Genomic DNA, 22,595 nt, shown 5'->3' with positions numbered 1-22,595 from the left:
ATCAAGGAGTGAACCGACGCCCCACACCAGGGGTGAGTTCGGGTAGGTTGCTCAGTCTTCGACGACCGTGACAGTGTGGTCGTCCTTGACCTCTTGTCCTGCGTCATTCACACCGATGACCCGCACCGTGTACTCACCAGCGGGAACCTCGACCGGGAAACGGAACTCGGTTCCGGCGGTGGACGCGGGTGTGTTCTTCGGTTCGGAAATCTCTCCCGATTTCACAGCTCGATCTTCGCCCTCCGGAATGACTTCCCACCGGGCCGATGCGTATTCCGGCAGCACCCTGCCGAAGATCGTCATGGGCTGACCCGCTTCCGTACCGGTCTGGGGATCGATCAACCACACCGGTGAGGCTATCGAGGCGTCACGGGAAATCGGTTCATCCAGGTCCACGGAACCGAAAGCCTTGTATCCGGTTTCACCGTCCACCAGGACGCGAACTTCTTTGGCCGTAGCGGCATCGAGGAGTCCAGCCGTAACGGCTGCAGCGGACACGGTGTAGACGAGTTGTTGGAGTGCAAGTTTCGCGTCGTCCTCCGAAAGCCTGCTGGCAAAGGCGGTGGAGGGCATGTCCACGGTGATGGTTCCATCCGGGGACACGGATGTGCCCACGTTCTCCACCTGGGTCCACATCGAACGGTAATCCTCGTCGAGGGGCGACAGCGTGGTCATCATGACTACGGCTTCGGCCACGGGATCCACGGTGTCCGCGTTGGAGGCGGTGCGGAACTCCCGGAAGAGATAACCCTCTTGCGCTCCACTTCCGGCCCAGTAGACCGGAGTCTGTTCGGTGGCGACACCCTCGTAGGCGTTGTCCGTGCTCATGGGTGCGGAGGCAATCCTGGGAGCGGTGCTCAAGGCATTGGTCGCGCGGTCAGCGGCGGACCCGCATGCGGAGAGAACCAGGCTCACGGCAAGACCCGCGGACAGTAGGACCGCCGCATTGCGGGCAGAGTAATGCCTGTGTTCCATGAGTTCACCACCCCGGTATGAGCTGTAGCAGTTGATCGCCGCACACGAGTTGAGAGCGCGCAGAACGTACGAGTTTGGTACCGGTGGACAAAGATACCCACAGTTACAGGTGGCGATGAACCCAGAAGTGCGTCCTGGGTGAAACCGTTATCAACCTGCAACACAACGAGCGGTAGGCTGGACCCCAATGACTGATCATGTATCCGGGGTCGATCCGAACCCACAAGACCACGAAGGCCACACCCGCGTTGTCGTGCACATGCCCGACCGGGACACCGCTCTCCGCGCACTTGGACAAGCCGATGCCACGCTGCGCCTTCTTGAACAGAACTTTCCCGCCGTGCGCATCACCGTGCGCGACGTTGACGTTGCCTTTGAGGGGCCCGTGCACGACACGCGCTCGGCCGCTGCACTGCTCGAAGAACTCGTGGTCCTGGCTCAACGAGGGACCGAGATCACGGAGCGAACCGTCATGCGCGTGACGCGCATGCTGCGCGAGGCCGAAGGCATGCGCCCGGCCAGTGCGCTGTCGACGAGCATCCTGTCGACCCGCGGCAAGACCATCCGGCCCAAGACGGTGAACCAGAAGCACTACGTGGACGCCATCGACGAGCACACCGTGGTCTTCGGCGTGGGCCCGGCCGGTACGGGTAAAACCTACTTGGCCATGGCCAAGGCCGTGCGCGCTCTGCAGGCCAAAGAGGTCAGCCGGATCATCCTCACTCGCCCCGCCGTGGAGGCTGGCGAGCGCCTGGGGTTCCTGCCGGGTTCCCTCAACGACAAGATCGATCCGTACCTGCGCCCGCTCTACGACGCGCTGCACGACATGATGGACCCGGAGTCCATTCCGCGTCTCATGGAAGCGGGCACCATTGAGGTGGCTCCGCTGGCTTACATGCGCGGCCGCACCCTGAACGACGCCTTCGTGATCCTCGACGAGGCGCAGAACACCACGCCGGAACAAATGAAGATGTTCCTCACCCGCCTGGGTTTCGGTTCGCGCATCGTTGTCACCGGCGACGTCACCCAGGTGGACCTGCCCGGCAGCACGTCGTCGGGCCTGCGCCAGGTGCAGCACGTGCTCCAGAACATCGACGACATCGCGTTCTGCGAGCTCACGGCCCAGGACGTGGTGCGCCACGAACTCGTGGGCGAGATCGTGGCCGCCTACGATCAGTTCGACACCACCAACCGGCACCGGAACGAGCGCCGTCGCCGCAAGGACGAGCGCAGGGTGGCCGCTTCGGTTCCCCTCGAACAGGGCGAGCAGAACGAGCGAGCATGAGCATTTTCATCGACACCCCGTGGGACTCCCCGGAAGAACAAGCGACGTTCCCCGCTGCCTACCGCGCCGTGGACCAGGAACAACTGACCGCACTGACCGACCTCGCCTTCGCTCGCTGGCACCTTCACCCGGACACGGAGCTGTCCATTTCGGTGGTGGACGAGGACGAGATGGCCGAGCTGCACGTCCAGTGGCTCGACCTGCCCGGTGCCACGGACGTGATGTCCTTCCCCATGGATGAGCTGACGGCCGGCACGGAGACCGAACCGAGCCTGGGTGTGCTCGGAGACATCGTGCTCTGCCCGCCCGTGGCCGAACGACAGGCACAAGCGGCGGGGCACAGTACACAGGACGAACTGTGCCTGCTCACCGTGCACGGCATGCTCCACCTCCTCGGACACGACCACGTGGAAGAGGACGAACGCGAAGCAATGTTCACCCTTCAGCGGGGCCTGCTCGAAGAGTTCCTGGGGCGCGACGCCCCTGTCGAAACGATGAAGTAGTCCCGCCCCCACGCTTTCCGAAAGGACACGTTGATGTCTGACGATCATCAGGACACCCCCGACCATCAGTTCCGCGCGGGATTCGCCGTGTTCGTGGGCCGCCCCAACGTGGGCAAGTCCACGTTGACCAACGCCCTGGTGGGCCGCAAGGTGGCGATCACCTCCAACCGGCCCCAAACCACCCGCCACACGATTCGCGGCATCGTTCACCGCCAGGACGGCCAGTTGATCCTGGTGGACACCCCGGGCCTGCACCGCCCCCGCACCCTCCTCGGACAGCGGCTCAACGACGTGGTGGCCGAGACCCTCGGTGAAGTGGACGTGATCGGTCTCTGCATCCCGGCAGATCAGAAGGTCGGCCCCGGCGACCGGTACATCGCACAGCAGGTGGCGGCGGCGGCCGGGCGTAATCCCGTGGTCGCCATCGTGACCAAAGCTGATTCCGTTCCGCGCGACAAGCTCGCCGAGCAGTTGGTCGCGGTCACCGAACTCGGCCGCGAGGTCATGGCCGAGGAGCAAGCACAGCGCGAGCAACGACGACGACGCCGCGCGGCGTCGTCGTCGAATGTCGCCTCCGTCAACGAAAAGCCGCGCGCGGACCAGTCCGAGGCCGGGTGGAGTAACGTGATTCCCGTGAGCGCCAAGGACGGCTTCCAGGTTGAGGAACTCGCCTCGCTGCTCGTGAGCCTGATGCCGGAATCCCCGCCGCTCTACCCTGACGGCGAACTCACGGACGAACCCGAGATCACCATGATGGCGGAGCTCATCCGCGAGGCCGCGCTGGAAGGCGTGCGGGACGAATTGCCGCACTCGCTGGCCGTCGTGGTGGACGAAGCGTCCGAGCGGGAGGGCCGCCCCGAGAACAACCCGATGTTGGATGTCCACGCGAGCCTGTTCGTCGAACGGCCCTCGCAGAAGGCCATCGTGATCGGCAAGGGTGGCTCGCGGTTGCGGGAGATCGGTACCAAGGCCCGCACCCAGATCGAGGCACTGCTGGGGACCAAGGTGTACCTGGATCTGCACGTGAAGGTCGCCAAGGAATGGCAGCGGGATCCCAAACAACTGTCTCGCTTGGGATTCTGATCCTCGCAATCATTCTCAGGTGGGATTAGGGAAACCTCACTAACCTGTCTGGGGCCCAGCACGGCGTCACGTACCGATACAGGAGATTTACCCAGTGGATTCACGCAGCACACACGGCCGCGACAAGAACGCGTCCCGTGAAACTGCGCCCTGGGACACTCCCGCCACGCGTCGCGAGTCCCTCCACGAGGACCGCGAGTTCGAGCACGTCAAGCTCAAGCAAACGGGTCGCCATCACCGCTCTCGGGACCACCGGCCCTCCGCCCGCAAGATCGCGGTGATCCTGGCCGTATTCGGTCTGATCGCGGTCATCGGTATCGGGGGAGTGGCGGCCCTGCGACTCAGCAGCAACCTGGACAGCAGCCCCCTGAACCTTTCGGACGGTTCCTCGTCCGTGGGCGATGGACCATTGGACATCCTGGTCATGGGCTCGGACACGCGCACCGGCTCCGGCAACAGCGAGTACGGCGACGAGGAGGATGCCACCGGACGCACCGACGTGATGATGCTCGTGCACGTCACCGAGAACCGTGATGCGGTGACCGTGGTGTCCTTCCCTCGCGACCTGATGGTTGACATCCCCAAGTGCACCGATCCGGAGACGGGCGAGGTCTTCCCGGCGCACCGGGACATGATCAACTCCGCCGTGGAGAACGGCGGTCCCGGGTGCACCGTGGCAACGGTGAACGAGATGGCCGGTGTGGACATCGATCACTTCATGCTCGCCGACTTCAACGCGGTCAAGGAGCTTTCGTCGACGGTCGGCGGTGTGCAGGTGTGCGTGAACCGACCGGTGGACGATCCCAAGTCCGGGCTGAAACTTCCCGCGGGTATTTCCTCGGTCGAGGGAGATCAGGCCCTGGCGTTCCTGCGTTCCCGTGCCGCGTTCGGTGACGGCGGCGACGAATCCCGGATTCGTTCACAGCAGTCCTTCCTGGCCTCCCTGACCCGCAAGATCCAGGGCGACGGCACGTTGAACAATTTGCCGCAGCTGTACCAGATCGCCGAGGTCATGACCCAGAACCTGCACGTGGACGAGGGGCTCACCTCCCTGCCCACGCTCGTGGGGATCGGCGGGACGTTCGCGGGGATCGACCTGGGACGGATCGCGTTCGTCACCGTGCCCAGTGTCCCCAATCCTGAGAATCCCAACCGTTTGATTCTTGACGAGGAGCCTGCCGAGCGCCTGTTCGACACGCTCCAGGAGGATCGCGCCGTGACTGACGCGGCGCCGTCGGCCTCCGCGAGCGGGTCCGCCGCCGAAGCGGGACAGGAATCCGGCCCGGCACAGCAGGACGACGCCGCCGCGGAACCCACCGAGGCTCCGGGCACCACCGACGCCGCTCCAGCCGAAACCGTCGCCCCCGCGGCCCCGACCACCGCACCCGAACCGTCCGCGACCGAGGACTCCGCCGATGAGTGGGTGCCCCAGGTGCAGCCGTCGTTGGTGCCGCTGACGGTGGCCAACCGCTCGGGTGACCCCGATCGCGGTGAGGAAATCCGGGACCTGCTCGCGGAGGCGGGTTACGCGCAGGCGGAAACCAGCCGCACCGGGACCGCTCTGGCTGGAACGCAGATCTTCTACAACCCCTCGTGGGCCACCGCAGCCGATGATCTCGCTGCCCTGCTGGGCGTCCCGGACAGTCAGCTCGTGGCCGACTACGAAATGCAGGGCCTGCGTGTGTCGATCGGTCAGGACTTCACCTCCGGCGACAAGCTGGACCTCTCCGGTGCACTGCCGGACGAGCTGCAGGGTCAAACAGCGGAACAGTTCACTTGCCAGGATTGACAAGTGGTACGTTGGATCACATGCGGCCTGGGAACGTGCGACTCCTGCTTATGTGCCGCAGCGGGGCCTCACCCATCTGACGGACGGCCGACCTACCCGCTGCGGAGTTTTGTGGTGCCGGCCCTATCTCGTATTTATTGAAAGGCCCGCTTTTCGTGAAGAATTTGCAGCGTCCCTCCGGTATGCCCGTGCACAAGTACACGCCGTACCAGCAGAATTTCCCGTTCGACATGTCGGACCGCACCTGGCCCGACAAGGTCATCACCAAGGCACCCCGCTGGTGCGCGGTGGACCTGCGTGACGGCAACCAGGCTCTGATCGAGCCCATGGATCCCACTCGCAAGCTCAAGATGTTCGAGCTGCTGGTCGGCATGGGCTACAAGGAGATCGAGGTGGGTTTCCCCTCGGCCTCACAGATCGACTTCGATTTCGTCCGCAAGCTGGTTGAAGAGGACCGGATCCCCGAGGACGTGTCCATCCAGGTCCTCACGCAGTCCCGCGAACACCTGATCGAACGCACCTACCAGGCCATCGAGGGCGCACCCAACGCGATCGTGCACCTGTACAACTCCACGTCCCGGCTGCAGCGCCGCGTGGTGTTCAAGCAGGACATGGACGGCATCGTGGACATCGCCCTGACCGGTGCCCGCCTGTGCATGAAGTACGAGGAGCAGCTCAAGGACACCAACGTGACCTACGAGTACTCGCCCGAGTCCTACACCGGCACCGAGCTGGAGTTCGCGGCACGCATCTGCAACGAAGTGGCCGAGACCTTCGAGATCGGCGACGGTCGGCAGATGATCGTCAACCTGCCCGCCACGGTGGAGGAAGCCACTCCCAACGTGTACGCGGATTCCATCGAGTGGATGGGCCGCCACCTCTACCAGCGTGACGACATCATCATCTCGCTGCACCCGCACAACGACCGCGGCACCGGTGTGGCCGCGGCAGAGCTGGGCTACTTGGCCGGTGCGGATCGCATCGAGGGCTGCCTGTTCGGCAACGGTGAGCGCACCGGCAACGTGGACTTGGTGACCCTGGGCCTGAACATGCTGACACAGGGGGTGGATCCCCAGATCGATTTCTCCGACATCGACGAGATCCGCCGCACCGTGGAGTTCTGCAATCAGCTGCCCGTGCCCGAGCGCAGCCCGTACGGCGGCGACTTGGTCTTCACCGCGTTCTCCGGTTCACACCAGGACGCGATCAAGAAGGGCTTCGAGTCCATGGAGAAGGACGCCGCCGAACAGGGCGTGGGCGTCAACGACCTGGAGTGGGCCGTTCCTTACCTGCCCATCGACCCCAAGGACGTCGGTCGCAGCTACGAGGCCGTGATCCGCGTGAACTCACAGTCCGGTAAGGGCGGCGTGGCCTACCTGCTCAAGAGCGAGTACGGCGTGGACCTGCCCCGCCGCGCCCAGATCGAATTCTCCGGCGTGGTGCAGAAGTTCACGGAGACCTCCGGTTCGGAGGTGTCCGGCGAGCAGCTGTGGAAGATCTTCACGGACGAGTACCTGCCGGCCCGCGAGAGCGGCGAGCACCGCTGGGGCTGCTACCGGATCTCAAGCATGTCCACCCACGCGGAGGACGAGGGCAACACGGTTCTGGAGATCGGCCTGGACGTCGACGGGCAGCGTCACGACCGCACTTCTCAGGGCAATGGCCCAATTGACGCGTTGATCTCGCTGTTCAACAACGAGGGCGTGGACGTGCGTCTGCTCGACTACTCCGAACACACGATGTCCGCGTCTGCCAATGCGCAGGCCGCGAGCTTCGTCGAGTTGGCCGTGGGCGACCGCGTCCTGTGGGGCGTGGGCATGGACAACAACACCACGCGCGCGTCCCTCAAGGCCGTGATCTCCGCAATCAACCGCGCCGTGCGCGACGCCCAGTTGGCGGAGCAAGCCTAAGCGTCGTTGTCTCGATCCAGCCGCCGACGCCGCTCGGTGACCTCCCGCACGGAGGGCCACCGAGCGGCGTCGGCGTTTTTGCGTGCCCGCCCGGGCACCCAGGAGAACGTGGGAGACTAGAGCGGTGGCCGGTTCAACTTTCGCTTCTCGCTCGTACCGCGATGAAGCCGTGGTGCTTCGCACCTATAAATTGGCCGAAGCGGACCGCATTGTCATTCTCCTGACCAAGGACCACGGACAGGTCCGCGCGGTCGCCAAGGGTGTGCGTCGGACGACCTCACGCTTCGGTGCACGGTTGGAGCCGTTCAACGTGGCCACGCTGCAGCTTGTGCAGGGGCGCACCCTGGACATCGTCTCGCAAGCGCTGGGCAAGCGCTCCTACGGCGAACAAATCGGTTCCGACTACGCCAAGTACACGGCCGCGGCCGCCATGGTGGAGACCGCGGAGAAGTTGACCGCAGACGACTACGACACCGCGCGACAGCACTACCACTTGCTCATCGGGGCCCTCTCGGCGGTGGCGCGTGGACTCCATGAACCCGGACGCACCCTGGACTCGTATTTGCTGCGGGCCGTGTCGATTGCTGGCTGGGCTCCCAGTCTTGTCGACTGCGCCCGGTGCGGTGCGCCGGGGCCTCATCGCTCTTTTTCCGCCGCGATCGGCGGCGCGGTGTGTCCTCAGTGTCGGCCACCGGGGTCCGCCGCACCGAGCGAGGCGACCTTCGTGCTGCTGCAGGGCTTGTTGGCCGGAGACTGGGAAACCATCGATGCCGCGGACTCCAAGACGGCGCGGGCCGCCGCGGGTCTGGTCGCCAGCTACATTCAATGGCACATGGAACGATCGGTGCGTTCCTTGAGCCTGGTCGAACGCACCGAATGATTCAGTAAAGGACTGTGAGCGTGAGCAGATTTATCCCACCTCCGGCGCACCCCAGCGGCGCCAAGCCCCCCGCCATCCCGGAGCAATTCGTTCCCAAGCACGTTGCCCTGGTCATGGACGGCAACGGGCGCTGGGCCAACGAGCGTGGACTGCCGCGTAACGAGGGGCACCGTGCGGGGGAGCGGGCGCTGCTGGACGTAGTGGCCGGTGCCATCGAGATGGGCATTCCCAACGTGTCTGCGTACGCCTTCTCCACCGAGAACTGGAAGCGTTCGCCCTCGGAGGTCGCGTTCCTCATGAACTTCACCGGGGACGTGATGAAGCGCCAGCTGCCCACGTTCCAAGAATGGGGTATCCGGGTGCGCTGGGCAGGCCGTCGACCCAAGCTGTGGAAGTCCGTGATCAACCGCCTCGAGCACGCCGAAGAAGAAACCAAGGACAATGACGTGGTCACCCTGACCATGTGCGTGAACTACGGCGGCAGGGCAGAAATTGCCGACGCCGCGGCAGCCATGGGCCGGGACATTCAAGCCGGTGTGCTGGACCCGCGTTCCATCTCCGAGTCGACGGTGCAGCGGTACCTGGACGAGCCCGAGCTGCCGGACGTCGATCTGTTCCTCCGGTCCTCGGGTGAACAACGCATTTCCAACTTCATGCTGTGGCAGTCGGCCTACGCGGAGCTCGTGTTCCTGGATGTGCTGTGGCCTGATGTCGATCGCACGGTGCTGTGGCGCGCCGTCGAAGAATATGCGAGCCGGGACCGCCGTTACGGGGGAGCCGTGGATAAAGTCGCACGGCGTAGTTGAGAGTTATACTTAAACGTTAAATCGTGAGTTGAATAATTTGTGACTCCTTGAGCGCTCGAGTTCGAGGGTTGGGACCGTATGTAAAACTGAGACCATGCGCTTGTACCCCACGTTCTTCAAAGTCGCGTTCTCCTGGATGGATGCGGAACTTGCCCACACCCTCGGTTTTGCCGGCATCAAGGCGGTGCACCGCAGTGGCCTCGGCTCCGTTCTGAACAAGGTCACCCGGCCCGATCCCGGAAGCGCAGTGGAGGTCATGGGACTGCGTTTCCCGTCCGCCTTCGGTCTGGCCGCCGGTTTCGACAAAGGTGCCACTGGGACCCACGCGCTCACGGACCTCGGGTTCGGTCACGTGGAGATCGGCACCGTCACGGGCCAGCCACAGCCTGGGAATCCCAAGCCCCGCCTGTTCCGCCTGATTAAGGACCGCGCGGTGATCAACCGCATGGGATTCAACAACGACGGCGCGGCGGCGGTCGCGCCGCGCGTTGCTGCGGCCCTGCAATCACTCAGCGAACAGGCACTGAAGACCGGACTCGAGCGACCCATCGTGGGTGTGAACATCGGTAAGACCAAGGTGGTCGATCTCGAGAATGCCGTGGGGGACTACGTCACGAGCACTCGCGCCCTGGCCCCGTACGCCGATTACCTGGTGGTCAATGTGTCCTCGCCCAACACCCCTGGACTGCGGCAACTGCAGGAACTTGATTCGTTACGGCCACTGCTCACCGCTGTGCGTGAGGAGTCTTCGGCCGTCACCGGGCGCCATGTGCCCCTGCTGGTCAAGATCGCGCCCGACCTGGCCGATGCGGACGTCCAGGCGGTCGCCGAACTGGCCCTCGACCTGGGACTGGACGGCATCGTGGCCACCAACACGACCATTGCCCGCGAGGGCCTGGGGCTGCGTAGCACCGAGGACGAGGTCGCCGCGTGTGGTGCGGGCGGGCTGTCCGGGCGAACAGTGCGGCGTCGTTCGCTGGACGTTCTGAAAATGCTGCACCAGCACGCGGGGGACCGGCTGACCCTGATCTCCGTGGGTGGGGTGACCACCCCCGAGGACGTGATCGAACGTCTCGATGCCGGTGCGGATCTCGTGCAGGGCTACACCGCGTTCCTGTACGAAGGGCCGTTCTGGGCCGCCAGGATCAACCGTGGACTCAAAAAGGCCGCGCGCCGCGTTCGTGGCTGACGATTGAGCGTTCACTCTCGAGTGCAGAGTGACGCGCAAAGCAACGGGACCCGCACCGATGTGGTGCGGGTCCCGTGTGCTGTTGCAGATGAGAAGGGTAGGGCCTAGGCGGGGCGTTCTCCGCGGCGAACCTGCGGCTTGGGCAGGCGAAGACGGCGGATGGTGAAGGTGCGCATCGCGGCGTACCAGCGGGTTCCCCGTTGGACCTCGCCGAACTTCCGGCGCATTGCGGACTGCATCCGGGTCGTGGTGATGATGGCGTCGATCACGCACAGGGCGATGTAGCCGTACATGATCCAGATGAAGGTCAACCCGATCGCCTGGTTGGGCAGGAACAGGATGAACAACATGAGGATCAGGAAAATCAGGACGAACTCGCCGATATTGAAGCGTGAGTCGATCCAATCTCGGGCGAAGCGGCGCTGCGGGCCGCGATCGCGTGGGCCGAGGTAGCGCTCGTCACCTGCGGCCATGCCCGCCTGTGCCACGGCGCGGCGTTCACGTTCTGCCTGACGTGATTCGGCCTTGGCGATCTTACGGTCGGCGGGGACCAGAGGGCGCTTGCGCGCGGCTTCCTGTTCCTTGCGGCTAGGAGTGGGTCGACCCTTGCGGCCATCGGTGGGAGCGGTTTCCACCGGCTCGCTCGAGGCGCCTACGGCCGTTGATCCCGTGGATTCATCTGCTTTCTTGCGTCCAAACACCGATCCAGGATAGCGGAGTCCGCGCGAGACGCGGCATCGCGGTGCCTTCGGCGCGTAACCGGGGCGCGGCGATAGTGTTGGGGCCATGAGTACCGAGTTCACTCCACCGAGCCAGGACACCATCGATGCGCTGCGGGAAACCGTCAACGGATCCCGTGACAAATTACTGGGGGAGCTCTCCGAGCTCGTGGCGATACCGAGTGTGGCCTGGGATTCTTTCGATCCCGCCGATCTGGAGCGCAGCGCGGAAGCCGTCAAGGGTCTGCTGTCGGAACTGCCGTTCGACAGCGTTGAGATCCTGCGCGTGGCTCAGGGCGATCAGCCCGGGCACCCTGCGGTTGTGGCTCGCACGGCTCCGGCACCGGGATACCCGACCATTCTTCTGTACGCCCACCACGACGTGCAGCCTCCGGGCAAACGCGAGCTGTGGAACACCGAACCGTTCGAAGCCGTCGAGAAGGATGGCCGACTGTGGGGCCGGGGCGCCGCGGACGACAAGGCCGGAGTCATGGCCCACATCGGTGCCTTGCGGGCGTTCTTCGAGCACACCGGCGAGGAACCGTCACTGGGTGTTGCCGTGTTCATCGAGGGCGAGGAAGAGGTCGGTTCGCCCGGTTTCGAGGATTTCCTGCGCGAGTATCGTGAGCAGCTCGCGGCGGACGTCATCGTGATCGCCGATTCGGCCAACTGGGAGGTCGGGGTTCCGGCCCTGACCACCAGTTTGCGCGGCGTGGTCGGAGGCATTGTCGAGCTGTCGGTTCTGGACCACTCCGTCCACTCAGGTATTTACGGCGGTCCCGTGCTGGACGCGCCCACACTGCTCGCCCGCCTGATTGCCACCCTTCACGACGACGACGGCGCCGTTGCGGTAGCGGGTTTGCTCTCCGAGGACGACGTGGAAGTGGACTACGAGGAAGACCGCTTCCGGGCGGACGCTGGAGTGCTCGACGGCGTGCAGTTGGCCGGCACTGGTTCCATTGCCTCCCGGCTCTGGACCAAGCCGGCACTGTCCGTGACGGGCATCGACGTGACGGACGTGGCCACCGCGTCGAACTCGATTGCCGCAACCGTGCGTGCCAAGCTCAGCCTGCGGATCGCCCCGGGCCAGAACCCCAAGGACGCGGGGGAGGCCCTCCGCCGGCACATCGAGGATCACGCGCCGTTCGGTGCAGACGTGAGCTTCTCGGTGGAAGAAGCCGGACCCTCCTTCCGTGCGGACACGCAAGCCGTCAGTTCCCAGATCGCCTTGTGGGCTTTCGAACAGGCCTGGGGGCGGCCGGCCGTGAAATCCGGCATGGGAGGCTCCATCCCGTTTACGGCGACCCTCACCAAGGCGTACCCTGATGCCCAGATCCTCATCACGGGAATCGAGGATCCGGACACCCGGGCCCACAGCGCCAACGAATCACTGCACATCGGGGATTTCCTCCACGCAGTGACTGCAGAGGCTCTCGTGTTGGCCGCGCTGGCCGAACAGGGCCGCGCAAACGCGGAATGATTCCCGCGCCCGCAACGTTTGAAGATTAACGAAAGGTTCGTCTCAGCGAACCGCTCCCGGTTGGACAGAAAGCGAGCACCATGAGCGTCACCACCGAAAACGAGACCACCCAAGAAATGCCGACCCACGAGGTCCAGTTGACCGATGTCGCCGCGCAGAAGGTTCGCGATCTCCTGAACCAGGAAGGTCGTACGGACCTTCGGTTGCGCGTGGCCGTTCAGCCCGGCGGTTGCTCGGGCCTGATCTACCAGCTCTACTTCGACGAGCGGGTCCTCGACGGCGATAGCACCCGCGATTTCGACGGCGTGGAGGTCATCGTGGACAAGATGAGCGTCCCGTACCTCAACGGCTCCACCGTTGACTTCGAGGACAGCATCTCCAAGCAGGGCTTCTCGATCGACAACCCTAATGCCGGCGGTTCCTGCGCCTGCGGTGACTCCTTCCACTAAGCAGTCCCAACCACTCCTGAGCGGGGTGAATCCAGTGCCACGTCGCACTGGATTCACCCCGTTTTCTGTTGTTCTCTCCTACTTCTCGCGGTGCGTGTGCGGCACGTCCGAGAAGGTGACCTGATCGGCCGGAAAAGGCGACACGGCACGGTGACACAGTGTCACCAGAAGTGCCGGTCGAGAGGTAAGCTCTCAAGGGAGAATTATTAACGGGCCACGTATGCCCTCTGCCCAGCGCAGAAGCAGCTACGTAGCCCACACAAAGAAGAGGAAGGGCCGTCTGTGAGTTCGCAAACTCGATCCGGCAGCCGCCGAAGCCGGATGCTCAAGGCCTCGGCAGTGGCAGTCCTGGCTGCGACCACGCTCACCGCTTGCTCCGAACAAGCGAAGATGGGCTTCTTGCCCACCGAGCGTGGCACCACTGACAACGCGGACCACATCATTGATCTGTGGATCGGTTCGTGGGTAGCAGCACTGGCAGTGGGTCTGGTCACCTGGGGCCTCATGCTCTGGTGCATGATCGCTTACCGTCGTCGCAAGAACGAGACCGGTTACCCCCGTCAGTTGGCCTACCACGCACCGCTCGAGGTGTTCTACACCATCGTCCCGATCGCTTTGATCGTGTCCCTGTTCTTCTTCTCGGAGCGGGCACAGACGGCCATCACGGCGCGCCACGACAACCCTGACGTCACCGTTCAGGTGTACGGCAAGCAGTGGGCATGGGACTTCAACTACCTCGATGACGACGTCTACTACCAGGGCGTTCAGGCGCACCTGACCGGTGAGGAAGGCGTGGAGGAAACCCTCCCCACCCTGTACCTCCCGGTGGACAGCAAGGTCGAGCTCGAGATCAAGTCCCGTGACGTGATCCACTCCTTCTGGGTTCCCGCCTTCCTCGAGAAGATCGACATGTTCCCCGAGCGCACCAACTACATGAGCTTCACCACCGGTCGCGAGGGTGTCTTCGCCGGCAAGTGCGCCGAGCTCTGCGGCGAGTACCACTCCGAAATGCTCTTCAACGTTGCCGTTGTGAGCCAGGAAGAGTACGACGCTCAGATGGAACAGCTGCGCAGCGAGGGCAACACTGGCTCCGTCGGGGACGAGTACAACCGCAACCCGAACCAAAACGAAACGTCCAACAACTAGGGGATAGGCAATGTCTACGCTCGAATATTCGCGGGACGAAGCGACCACGGTCGCTCCCCGTGTTGTGCCTAGGTCAAAGGGCAAGGTGATCGTCAATTGGCTCACCTCCACTGACCACAAGACCATCGGGTACATGTACCTGATCGCGTCCTTCATCTTCTTCTGTGTCGGTGGCGTCATGGCGCTGCTGATCCGCGCGGAGCTCTTCGATCCGGGCATGCAGATCCTGGAGACCAAGGAACAGTACAACCAGCTGTTCACCATGCACGGCACCATCATGTTGCTGATGTTCGGTACTCCGCTGTTCGTCGGTTTCGCCAACGTCATCGTCCCGCTTCAGCTGGGCGCCCCCGACGTCGCGTTCCCCCGTCTGAACGCCCTGGCGTTCTGGTTCTTCCTGTTCGGCTCCCTGATCGCCGTTGCCGGCTTCGTAACCCCCCAAGGCGCCGCGTCCTTTGGCTGGTTCGCGTACGCGCCACTGAACAGCACAACGTTCAGTCCAGGGGTCGGTGGTGACCTATGGGTCTTCGGCCTGGTCCTGCAGGGCTTCGGCACCATCATGGGTGGCGTCAACTTCATCACCACCATCCTGTGCATGCGCGCACCGGGTATGACCATGTGGCGTATGCCCGTCTTCACCTGGACCACGCTGATCACGTCCTTGCTGATCATCATGATCTTCCCGCCGCTGGCAGCCGCGCTATTCGCACTGGGTATGGATCGACGGCTCGGTGGTCACATCTTCGACCCGGAGAACGGTGGTGCCATCTTGTGGCAGCACCTGTTCTGGTTCTTCGGTCACCCCGAGGTGTACGTGCTCGCTCTGCCGTTCTTCGGCATCGTCTCCGAGATCATCCCGGTGTTCTCCCGCAAACCGATCTTCGGGTACAAGGGCCTGGTCTTCGCGACCATCGCCATTGCTGCCCTGTCCGTGACCGTGTGGGCGCACCACATGTACGTGACCGGTGCCGTGGCTCTCGGGTTCTTCTCGTTCATGACCATGATGATCGCGGTGCCAACCGGTGTGAAGTTCTTCAACTGGATCGGCACCATGTGGCAAGGGTCGCTCACCTTCGAGACACCCATCCTGTGGGTGCTGGGCTTCCTCTTCACCTTCCTGTTCGGTGGTTTGACCGGTATCATCCTGGCCACCCCGCCGTTGGACTTCCACGTCTCCGATACGTACTTCGTGGTGGCGCACTTCCACTACGTGATCTTCGGAACCATCGTGTTCGGCATGTTCGCCGGCTTCTACTTCTGGTGGCCCAAGTTCACCGGCAAGATGCTCAACGAGCGCATCGGCAAGATCCACTTCTGGCTGCTGTTCGTCGGCTTCCACATGACCTTCCTCATCCAGCACTGGCTGGGCGTTGACGGCATGCCTCGCCGTTATGCGGACTACATGCCCGAGGACGGTTTCACCTGGATGAACCAGTTCTCCACGTGGGGCTCGATCCTCCTCGGTATCTCGATGATTCCGTTCTTCTGGAACGTGTACACGACTGCGCGTAACGCCAAGAAGGTCGAAGTTGATGATCCCTGGGGCTTCGGCGGCTCCCTGGAGTGGGCAACCTCTTGCCCGCCCCCGCGTCACAACTTCACGTCCCTGCCCCGCATCCGTTCCGAGCGACCCGCTTTGGACCTGCACCACCCCGAGCTGGCAGCGTTCTCCAGCCAGCAGTACGATGCAGAACAGCCGCTCGTCGGCGGATCTGGAAGGACCGGTCGATGAAAACCACTATCAAAACGTTCATCCTCCTGGGCGTCTTCTGCGCGGTCGTAGGCATGGTCTACGGATACCTCACCGGTTTCCAGGAACTGGCCGGGTTCCCGGCGTTGCTGGCCGTTGCAGCCATGAGTTTCATGCTCGCGATCTACCTCTGGCTCGTGGATCGTTCCACCGGTGCCATGCTTCCGGAAGACCGTGAAGACGGCGAGATCGTGGAGATGTCGGGGGACTACGGAGCCTTCTCCCCGTGGAGCTGGTGGCCGCTTCTGCTGGGTATCGGTTGCGCGATCTTCGTCCTGGCTCTCGCCGTTGGTTGGTGGATCATTGGTCTGTCCGTGCCGGTCGTGATCCTGGGCCTGTTCGGCCTGATCTTCGAGCATTCCCGCGGAGACCACGCTCACTGATGTAACCGTTCTATTCCCTGAGAAGCCCTCCTCGTCTTCGGACGAGGAGGGCTTCTCTGTGCCGTTCTCGGATCATGGAGCGTGGGCCCCGCCATTCTCGCGCGCCTGCGTCACTGTCCTGCCTGAGAGAACGCAGGGGTGGATAGAGTAGAAGGCGTGGACAGGACAGTGGAATCCCGGTTGACCAGACGCTCTCTCATGACCGTGGCCCTGGGAGTTGGCGCGGTCACTGTCGCGGGTTGCGCGACGCGTACGGATACAACGCAGGAACAAGCTTCGGTTCCCCCGAGGTCGAGCCCTGAGGCTTCATCCGCCGCACCGTCACCGACGGCTCCAGTCCTGTCGCGAGAGGAAGTCGTCGCCGAGTACGGTTCTCGAGCTCCAAATTCCTGGGGGATCGACGTACCCGGGGTAGCAATGTCCCTGCCCGAAGGAACGGAACCTGTTGCTCTGACCTTTGATTGCTGTGGCGGGCCCGGAGGCGACACTCTGGACGAGGCCCTGGTGAAGGCATTGCGCGGCTCTGGAACCGCCGCCACATTCTTCCTGGCCGGTCGATGGGTAGAAGCGAATCCGGCCCTCACCGAGGAACTGGCGGCCGATCCGCTGTTCGAGATTGCCAATCACGGTACGGCACACCAGCCACTGTCCGTGTCTGGTGCATCTGCCTACGGCATTGCTGGCACGACGGACGCCGCAGCCGTCTACGACGAGATCATGGGCGCACAGAAGCTGATCGAAGAGCGAACCGGGGCCACTCCCACTTTCTTCCGATCGGGGACCGCTCATCTGGATGATGTGTCGGCGGAGATCGCCCGGTCCTTGGGGTTGCTCGTCGTCAATTTCAACCGCAATGGCGACGACGGTGGCACACTGCCCGCACCTTCTGTCACTGACCGATTGGTGGGCATGGAACCAGGAGACATCCTTCTCGCGCACTCCAACCATCCCTCGGGTGGCACGGCCGCTGGTGTCACAGCCGCTCTGCCCGTCCTTCGAGAGCGCGGAATGAGCTTTGCCCGGCTTTCGGACGTCCTTCCGACCGAAGCGGAACAGGACTAGCATCGGCGCCAAGGCGAACGCGTCATAGGCTCAGCCCTTCCGCAGCCTGGCGGCCAACACGGCCGAACTCACTTCGGCTACGACCACTCTCCATCGATCGTGGCCCAACGACCAGGAGGTCGTATGTCACGCGTAAGAGTTCACAATTTCTCCATTTCACTCGATGGATTCGGAGTAGGCGAAAGCCAGTCCCTCGAGGCTCCCTTCGGACACGCAGGGGAGCGTCTGCTGCGTTGGGCCCTGCCCACCCGCACGTTCCAACGCATGGGGTTCCACGGCCGCGAGGAGCCGACCGTGGGCGTAGACGACGCGTTTGCCAGTAATTGGGCCGAGGACATCGGGGTGGAGATCATGGGGCGGAACAAGTTCGCCCCATCCAGAGGTCCATGGGAGAACGAGGAATGGCGCGGGTGGTGGGGAGACGATCCGCCATTCCACACACCCGTAGTGGTCCTGACCCACTACCCCCGGCTCCCACGCGAGATGGAAGGTGGAACAACGTTCTATTTCGTCAATGCGGATCCGCCTGAAGCGTTGCGTCGGGCTCGCCAACTGGCGGAAGGCAAAGATGTCCGGATCGGCGGCGGCACCACGACAGTCCGAGAGTTTCTCCAAGCCGATCTGATCGACCAGATGCACATCGTGGTGGTTCCCATACTGCTCGGACGCGGGGAACGGCTCTGGGAGGGTCTGGAAGGACTTGAGGATCGGTTCACTATTGAATCTGTGGTCTCTGGATCGGGTGTCATCCATCTGACCTTCACACGCCGGGTAGGGGAGTAAAGATACGAAGGAAGCCCCCGAGGCACCTCGGGGGCTTCCTTCTGGACGATCTAGCGGATCATCCGATTACTTGTCGAGCTGAGCCTTGTGGGACCCTGCACCAACGGCCTCGTGAGCGTGGTCATCGTGGTGACCGTGCGCAGTGTCGAGCTCGTGGGGAGTCACCGGGGCGACGCGGTCCTCGAAGAACCAGCGGCTCAGGCGGCCGCGGAGCTTCTCGCTTCCGGTCACCTTGCCCTTGACGTTGGCACGGGCGGGCTGTACCTGCTGGTCCTCAAAGTTGACCAGACGGTAGCGCTTGTACTCGTCCAATGGCTCATGAACCTCCACGAACTCGCCGTGGGGCAGCGCCTGAATCCTGCCGGACTCGCGACCATGCAGCACGATCTCACGGTCCTTACGCTGCAGAGCCAGGCACATCCGTCGAGCAATGATGAACGCGAGGATCGGGCCGAGGAAGTATGCGGCGCGGAGCCAATACGTAACGTCGTTCAGACCCACATGGAAGTGCGTGGCGATGAGGTCGGAACTCGCGGCCATCATCTGGACGGCGTAAAACGTGACAGCCGCAGCACCAATTGCGGTACGGAACGGCGCGTTACGCGGGCGATCCAGCACGTTGTGGACGCGGTTGTCCTTGGTGACCCAACGTTCGATCCAGGGGTAGGCGAACATCGCGACGAACAGCAGAGCGATGGGGATTAGCGGGAGAAGAATGGCCATCGGGAGAACCCAGCCGAAAATGGTGAACTCCCAGGAGAAGGGCCAGGAACCCGGCATGAGTCGCAGAGCGCCGTCCGGGAAACCCATGTAGAAGTCAGGCTGCGAACCTGCCTGCACAGGTGATGGGTCGTACGGACCGTAGTTCCAGATGGCGTTGATGGTGGTGGTACCAGCCAAGAGCGCCAAAATACCAAACACGATGAAGAAGAAACCACCGGCTTTCGCGGCGTAGACAGGACCGACCGGGAAGCCGACCACGTTGTCCTCGGTGCGCCCCGGACCCGGGTACTGGGTGTGCTTGTGCACGACGACCATGAACAAGTGCACGACGATCATGACCAGGATCAACGCGGGGATGATCAGGACGTGGGCAATGTACAGACGACCGATGATGGCCAGTCCGGGGAACTCGCCACCGAACATGAACATCGACATGTAGGTACCCACCACGGGGATGGCCTTCAACATGGCGTCAGCAATGCGCAAACCGTTACCGGACAGAACGTCATCCGGGAGGGAGTAGCCGGAGAAACCGGCCACGATCGCCAGCAGGAACAGCACGCAACCGACCACCCAGTTAAGTTCGCGGGGGCGTCGGAACGCTCCGGTGAAGAACACGCGCAACATGTGCACGGACAGTGCCATTACGAACATGAGCGCCGACCAGTGGTGCAGCTGACGCAGGAACAAGCCACCGCGGATGTCGAACGAGATGTTCAAGGACGACGCGTACGCACCGGACATTTCCACGCCCTGCATGGGGACGTAGCTGCCGTGATACTCCATGGAGGTCATGGTGGGGTCGAACCAGAACGCCAGGAACGTGCCCGACAGCAGCAGGATGACGAAGCTGTAGAGCGCGACCTCACCGAACATGAAGGTCCAGTGGTCCGGGAAGATCTTGCGACCGAATTCCTTGACCATGGGAGAGACACCCGCACGGGTGTCCACGAAGTTAGCGATCCGCCCGGAGCGTGTGCGGGGCTGGTACTCGTAATCAGTAGTAGATGACATCAGTTTGCCTCACCCTGCATATCTCGGACTGCGAATCCGCGCTGCGAGTAGGTGGGTCCCACGGGCTCGTGGAAGTCACTACGCGCAACGAGGTATCCCTCGGAATCAACGGTAATGGGCAGCTGGGGCAGCGGACGCGATGCCGGGCCGAAGATCACTTCACACTCGTTCGTGAGGTCGAAGGTCGATTGGTGGCACGGGCACAGCAGGTGATGAGTGTGCTGCTCGTACAATGCGATGGGGCAACCGACGTGGGTGCAGACCTTGGAGTAGGCGAAGATGCCGTCCACGTTCCAGTCTTCACGGTCGGCAGAGACGTTCACCTTGTCCGGGTCGAGTCGCATGAGCAGCACAACGGCCTTGGCCTTCTCGTCCAAGTAACCGTCGTGGTGGCCCAGTTCGGAGAGGTTCTCGGGGACCACGTGGAACGCGGAGCCCAGGGTGACGTCCGAAGCCTTGATCGGGGTACCGGAGGGGTCGCGCACCAGGCGGATTCCTTCGTCCCAGATGGTGTGGCGCAGAACCGTGAGGTCGGTAGGACCCAAGTCGCGGAGCAAACCGACGAAGGGGAGCGGAGCCAGGATAGCGGCGCCGATCAGCGTGTTACGAAGGAGCGGACGGCGCTTGATGCCGGACTCGTCGTAAATGGTGGTCAGGATTTCCTGAGCCTCTGCACGCTGCTCCTCGGTACGAACGTCGTGACGTTCCTCGACTAATTCGTGGTCCGGCATGAGGGTTCGTGCCCACTGCACAACGCCAATACCAATACCGAACATGCCCAGCGCAATGCCGAGGCCCAGCAGCAGGTTCTGCAGGCGCAGCTGGCTGGTGGGCTCCGTATTCACCACGTCGTAGATCGGTCCGTCGACTCGAATACCGAAGTACGCGATGAAGAACAGAATTGATCCGAGGATCGAGATGATGAACAGCAGTACTACCTGCCGTTCGGCACGCTTAGCAGCTTTGGGGTCAACGTCTGTCACACGCGGACGGTGCGGCGGAAGTCCCGGGTCGGGGAACTGATTCTTAGCCGCTCCGTCCGAGGTGACAACCGCCCCGCTGTGCTGGGGAGTGCCGTCACGATGGTCGCCCATGTGGTCCCTCATTCTTCTCTTGATGCTTTGAATAATGCTGTGTCAGGTTGCCGGGGTGAGCCGGCAGACGCTCTCAGGCGGAGCGGGAAGTGAGCCAGACGGTGAAGCCGATGACCACGGCCAGACCGATGCTCCAGATCATGAGACCTTCAGAAACCGGGCCGAGCGAGCCGAGGTTGAATCCACCCGGGTCGGTGTTGTTGTCCAACGCCTTGATGTAGGTGATCACGTCACGCTTTTCCTCGGGAGTGATGTTGGCGTCATTGAACACCGGCATGTTCTGGGGGCCGGTCTGCATGGCCTCGTAAATGTGGGCCTCGTCGACGCCCATCAGGGAGGGAGCGTACTTGCCGCGTGTCAATGCACCACCGGCGCCGGCGGCGTTGTGGCACATGGCGCAGTTGGCCAGGAAGACCTTGGCACCGTTGGCGGAGTCACCCTTGGTGACGTCCAGGTACTCGTCCTCGGGGATGGCGGGTCCGGCACCCAGCGATGCTACGTAGCCGGCAAGCTGCTTGGTCTGTTCTTCATTGAACTGTTCCGGCTTGACCTGTGCCTGGGGGCCCTGCATCTGCATGGGCATGCGGCCGGTGCCGACCTGGAAGTCGACGGACGCGGCGCCCACACCGATGAGGCTGGGGCCGGCCTCGGTGCCTTCGGCGTTCAGGCCGTGGCAGGTAGAGCAGTTGGCCAGGAAGAGCTTCTGGCCTTCTTCAATGTCCAGTGCCGAGTAGGTCGTGGTCTCGGCCTTGGCTTCGTTGGTGGTTGTGGCAACTGCATAGAGTCCACCGGTGAGAAGCAAAGCCATGACGAGCAGTGCGAGGACTGCCAGGGGATGGCGGCGCTTTTGTGAGAGTGCCTTCACGTCAAACGTTCCTTTTACTCGGTACTTGGAGACTGGGATGGGGTGGGTCGTTCCAGCTGGCTACTGAATGAAGTAGACCAGGATGAACAGGACGATCCAGACGACGTCCACGAAGTGCCAGTAGTAGGAGACCACGATGGCCGAGGTGGCCTCGTAGTGTCCGAACCGTTTGGCAACGAAGGCGCGGCCCATGATGAAGAGGAATGCGATCAGACCGCCGGTCACGTGGATCGCGTGGAAACCGGTGGTGATGTAGAAGGCGGAGCCGTATGCGTTGGCCGCAATGGTCACACCTTCGGAAACCAGCACCGCGTACTCGTACACCTGTACGGAGACGAAGACGGCACCCATCAAGAAAGTGAGAGCAAACCATTCGGTCATTCCCCACTTGGTGAACTGGAAGATGCCGCCGGTACGGCGGGGCTGGAGACGCTCAGCGGCGAACACTCCGAACTGGCAGGTCACAGAGCTGAGCACCAAGATGATGGTGTTGATCAACGCCAGCGGGACGTTGAGCATCGCAGTCTGTTCTTCCCACAGCTCCGGAGACGTTGCGCGGAGGGTGAAGTACATGGCGAAAAGACCGGCGAAGAACATCACTTCGGACGAGAGCCACACGATGGTGCCCACGGAAGTGAGGTTGGGGCGATTGATGTTCGCGCCTACCGGTTTGGCTGGGGTATGGGTTGCAGTTGTCACAGAGACAT

The 22,595-nt window shown here is 63.0% G+C and carries 21 protein-coding genes; 15 read left to right on the top strand and 6 right to left on the bottom strand.

The window, feature by feature from the left end; genetic code table 11:
* Positions 1-51: 51 nt before the first annotated feature.
* Positions 52-975: a GerMN domain-containing protein gene (locus tag RF638_RS10665; protein WP_368842003.1), complete on the bottom strand. Its 924-nt coding sequence runs from the start codon at positions 973-975 to the stop codon at positions 52-54.
* Between the two features lie 259 nt (positions 976-1,234).
* Between RF638_RS10665 and RF638_RS10660 the strand changes: the two genes are divergently transcribed.
* The 8 genes from RF638_RS10660 to RF638_RS10625 all read left to right on the top strand — a co-directional run bounded on the left by RF638_RS10660 (position 1,235) and on the right by RF638_RS10625 (position 10,420).
* On the top strand, positions 1,235-2,260 hold the full coding sequence (locus tag RF638_RS10660; protein ID WP_129699500.1) for a PhoH family protein: 1,026 nt from the start codon (positions 1,235-1,237) through the stop codon (positions 2,258-2,260).
* On the top strand, positions 2,257-2,763 hold the full coding sequence (gene ybeY, locus RF638_RS10655) for an rRNA maturation RNase YbeY (protein ID WP_129699347.1): 507 nt from the start codon (positions 2,257-2,259) through the stop codon (positions 2,761-2,763). The genes RF638_RS10660 and ybeY overlap by 4 nt, the downstream gene beginning before the upstream one ends.
* Positions 2,764-2,796: 33 nt before the next feature.
* A complete protein-coding gene (locus RF638_RS10650) occupies positions 2,797-3,846 on the top strand; it encodes a GTPase Era (RefSeq protein WP_129699349.1) in 1,050 nt (349 codons plus the stop codon).
* 94 nt (positions 3,847-3,940) lie between these two features.
* Complete coding sequence (locus tag RF638_RS10645; RefSeq protein ID WP_129699350.1) at positions 3,941-5,635, top strand: LCP family protein; 1,695 nt, start codon at positions 3,941-3,943, stop codon at positions 5,633-5,635.
* A gap of 155 nt (positions 5,636-5,790) precedes the next feature.
* Entirely contained in the window at positions 5,791-7,545 is a 1,755-nt protein-coding gene (gene leuA / locus RF638_RS10640; RefSeq protein ID WP_368628896.1) for a 2-isopropylmalate synthase, read from the top strand.
* Positions 7,546-7,669: 124 nt separating this feature from the next.
* A complete protein-coding gene (gene recO / locus RF638_RS10635; RefSeq protein WP_129699354.1) occupies positions 7,670-8,425 on the top strand; it encodes a DNA repair protein RecO in 756 nt (251 codons plus the stop codon).
* A 20-nt stretch (positions 8,426-8,445) separates the two neighbouring features.
* Positions 8,446-9,231, top strand: coding sequence for an isoprenyl transferase (locus tag RF638_RS10630; RefSeq protein WP_129699356.1), 786 nt, complete (start codon positions 8,446-8,448; stop codon positions 9,229-9,231).
* Positions 9,232-9,325: 94 nt separating this feature from the next.
* A complete protein-coding gene (locus RF638_RS10625) occupies positions 9,326-10,420 on the top strand; it encodes a quinone-dependent dihydroorotate dehydrogenase (RefSeq protein ID WP_259916770.1) in 1,095 nt (364 codons plus the stop codon).
* Between the two features lie 104 nt (positions 10,421-10,524).
* Here RF638_RS10625 and RF638_RS10620 read toward each other — a convergent pair whose 3' ends face one another.
* Complete coding sequence (locus RF638_RS10620; RefSeq protein WP_095797952.1) at positions 10,525-11,121, bottom strand: DUF3043 domain-containing protein; 597 nt, start codon at positions 11,119-11,121, stop codon at positions 10,525-10,527.
* Between the two features lie 85 nt (positions 11,122-11,206).
* Between RF638_RS10620 and RF638_RS10615 the strand changes: the two genes are divergently transcribed.
* The 7 genes from RF638_RS10615 (at position 11,207) to RF638_RS10585 (ending at position 18,192) form a co-directional block, all read left to right on the top strand.
* Complete coding sequence (locus RF638_RS10615; RefSeq protein ID WP_129699359.1) at positions 11,207-12,619, top strand: dipeptidase; 1,413 nt, start codon at positions 11,207-11,209, stop codon at positions 12,617-12,619.
* Positions 12,620-12,699: 80 nt separating this feature from the next.
* On the top strand, positions 12,700-13,068 hold the full coding sequence (locus tag RF638_RS10610; protein ID WP_095797950.1) for an iron-sulfur cluster assembly accessory protein: 369 nt from the start codon (positions 12,700-12,702) through the stop codon (positions 13,066-13,068).
* A 282-nt stretch (positions 13,069-13,350) separates the two neighbouring features.
* The gene (gene coxB, locus RF638_RS10605) at positions 13,351-14,214 is read left to right on the top strand and encodes a cytochrome c oxidase subunit II (RefSeq protein ID WP_254049359.1); all 864 of its coding nucleotides are present in this window, start codon (positions 13,351-13,353) and stop codon (positions 14,212-14,214) included.
* Positions 14,215-14,224: 10 nt separating this feature from the next.
* Positions 14,225-15,946, top strand: a complete 1,722-nt coding sequence (gene ctaD, locus RF638_RS10600) for a cytochrome c oxidase subunit I (protein ID WP_259916763.1) — start codon at positions 14,225-14,227, stop codon at positions 15,944-15,946.
* Positions 15,943-16,347 carry a cytochrome c oxidase subunit 4 gene (locus RF638_RS10595; RefSeq protein WP_129699364.1) on the top strand — a complete coding sequence of 135 codons (405 nt, stop codon included), beginning with the start codon at positions 15,943-15,945 and terminating at the stop codon, positions 16,345-16,347. Before ctaD ends, RF638_RS10595 begins: the two co-directional genes overlap by 4 nt.
* A 417-nt stretch (positions 16,348-16,764) precedes the next feature.
* Positions 16,765-17,409, top strand: a complete 645-nt coding sequence (locus RF638_RS10590; RefSeq protein WP_259916760.1) for a polysaccharide deacetylase family protein — start codon at positions 16,765-16,767, stop codon at positions 17,407-17,409.
* Between the two features lie 123 nt (positions 17,410-17,532).
* On the top strand, positions 17,533-18,192 hold the full coding sequence (locus RF638_RS10585) for a dihydrofolate reductase family protein (RefSeq protein ID WP_368842002.1): 660 nt from the start codon (positions 17,533-17,535) through the stop codon (positions 18,190-18,192).
* Positions 18,193-18,258: 66 nt separating this feature from the next.
* Here the strand turns inward: RF638_RS10585 and RF638_RS10580 are convergent, their stop codons facing one another.
* The 4 genes from RF638_RS10580 to RF638_RS10565 all read right to left on the bottom strand — a co-directional run bounded on the left by RF638_RS10580 (position 18,259) and on the right by RF638_RS10565 (position 22,587).
* Positions 18,259-19,929 carry a ubiquinol-cytochrome c reductase cytochrome b subunit gene (locus RF638_RS10580; RefSeq protein WP_259916755.1) on the bottom strand — a complete coding sequence of 557 codons (1,671 nt, stop codon included), beginning with the start codon at positions 19,927-19,929 and terminating at the stop codon, positions 18,259-18,261.
* Positions 19,929-21,035 (bottom strand): ubiquinol-cytochrome c reductase iron-sulfur subunit, encoded by a 1,107-nt coding sequence (locus RF638_RS10575; protein ID WP_095797944.1) that lies wholly within the window; start codon positions 21,033-21,035, stop codon positions 19,929-19,931. The genes RF638_RS10580 and RF638_RS10575 overlap by 1 nt, the downstream gene beginning before the upstream one ends.
* 61 nt (positions 21,036-21,096) lie before the next feature.
* A complete protein-coding gene (locus RF638_RS10570; RefSeq protein ID WP_368842001.1) occupies positions 21,097-21,888 on the bottom strand; it encodes a c-type cytochrome in 792 nt (263 codons plus the stop codon).
* 60 nt (positions 21,889-21,948) lie between these two features.
* Positions 21,949-22,587, bottom strand: a complete 639-nt coding sequence (locus tag RF638_RS10565; protein ID WP_095797942.1) for a heme-copper oxidase subunit III — start codon at positions 22,585-22,587, stop codon at positions 21,949-21,951.
* Positions 22,588-22,595 lie beyond the last annotated feature (8 nt).

This window comes from Kocuria sp. CPCC 205235 (genome assembly GCF_040980905.1).
In the GTDB taxonomy this organism is placed as follows: Bacteria; Actinomycetota; Actinomycetes; order Actinomycetales; family Micrococcaceae; genus Kocuria; species Kocuria carniphila.
This window is presented reverse-complemented; position numbering and strand designations above follow the sequence as displayed.

Bases quoted from the DNA above. Each gene is read 5' to 3' on its own strand.
- RF638_RS10575 (WP_095797944.1), bottom strand. From the start codon at position 21,035: ATGAGGGACCACATGGGCGACCATCGTGACGGCACTCCCCAGCACAGC.
- RF638_RS10665 (WP_368842003.1), bottom strand. From the start codon at position 975: ATGGAACACAGGCATTACTCTGCCCGCAATGCGGCGGTCCTACTGTCC.
- RF638_RS10660 (WP_129699500.1), top strand. From the start codon at position 1,235: ATGCCCGACCGGGACACCGCTCTCCGCGCACTTGGACAAGCCGATGCC.
- RF638_RS10595 (WP_129699364.1), top strand. From the start codon at position 15,943: ATGAAAACCACTATCAAAACGTTCATCCTCCTGGGCGTCTTCTGCGCG.
- RF638_RS10625 (WP_259916770.1), top strand. From the start codon at position 9,326: ATGCGCTTGTACCCCACGTTCTTCAAAGTCGCGTTCTCCTGGATGGAT.
- ybeY (WP_129699347.1), top strand. From the start codon at position 2,257: ATGAGCATTTTCATCGACACCCCGTGGGACTCCCCGGAAGAACAAGCG.
- RF638_RS10590 (WP_259916760.1), top strand. From the start codon at position 16,765: ATGTCCCTGCCCGAAGGAACGGAACCTGTTGCTCTGACCTTTGATTGC.
- RF638_RS10650 (WP_129699349.1), top strand. From the start codon at position 2,797: ATGTCTGACGATCATCAGGACACCCCCGACCATCAGTTCCGCGCGGGA.
- RF638_RS10610 (WP_095797950.1), top strand. From the start codon at position 12,700: ATGAGCGTCACCACCGAAAACGAGACCACCCAAGAAATGCCGACCCAC.
- RF638_RS10580 (WP_259916755.1), bottom strand. From the start codon at position 19,929: ATGTCATCTACTACTGATTACGAGTACCAGCCCCGCACACGCTCCGGG.
- ctaD (WP_259916763.1), top strand. From the start codon at position 14,225: ATGTCTACGCTCGAATATTCGCGGGACGAAGCGACCACGGTCGCTCCC.
- RF638_RS10585 (WP_368842002.1), top strand. From the start codon at position 17,533: ATGTCACGCGTAAGAGTTCACAATTTCTCCATTTCACTCGATGGATTC.
- RF638_RS10615 (WP_129699359.1), top strand. From the start codon at position 11,207: ATGAGTACCGAGTTCACTCCACCGAGCCAGGACACCATCGATGCGCTG.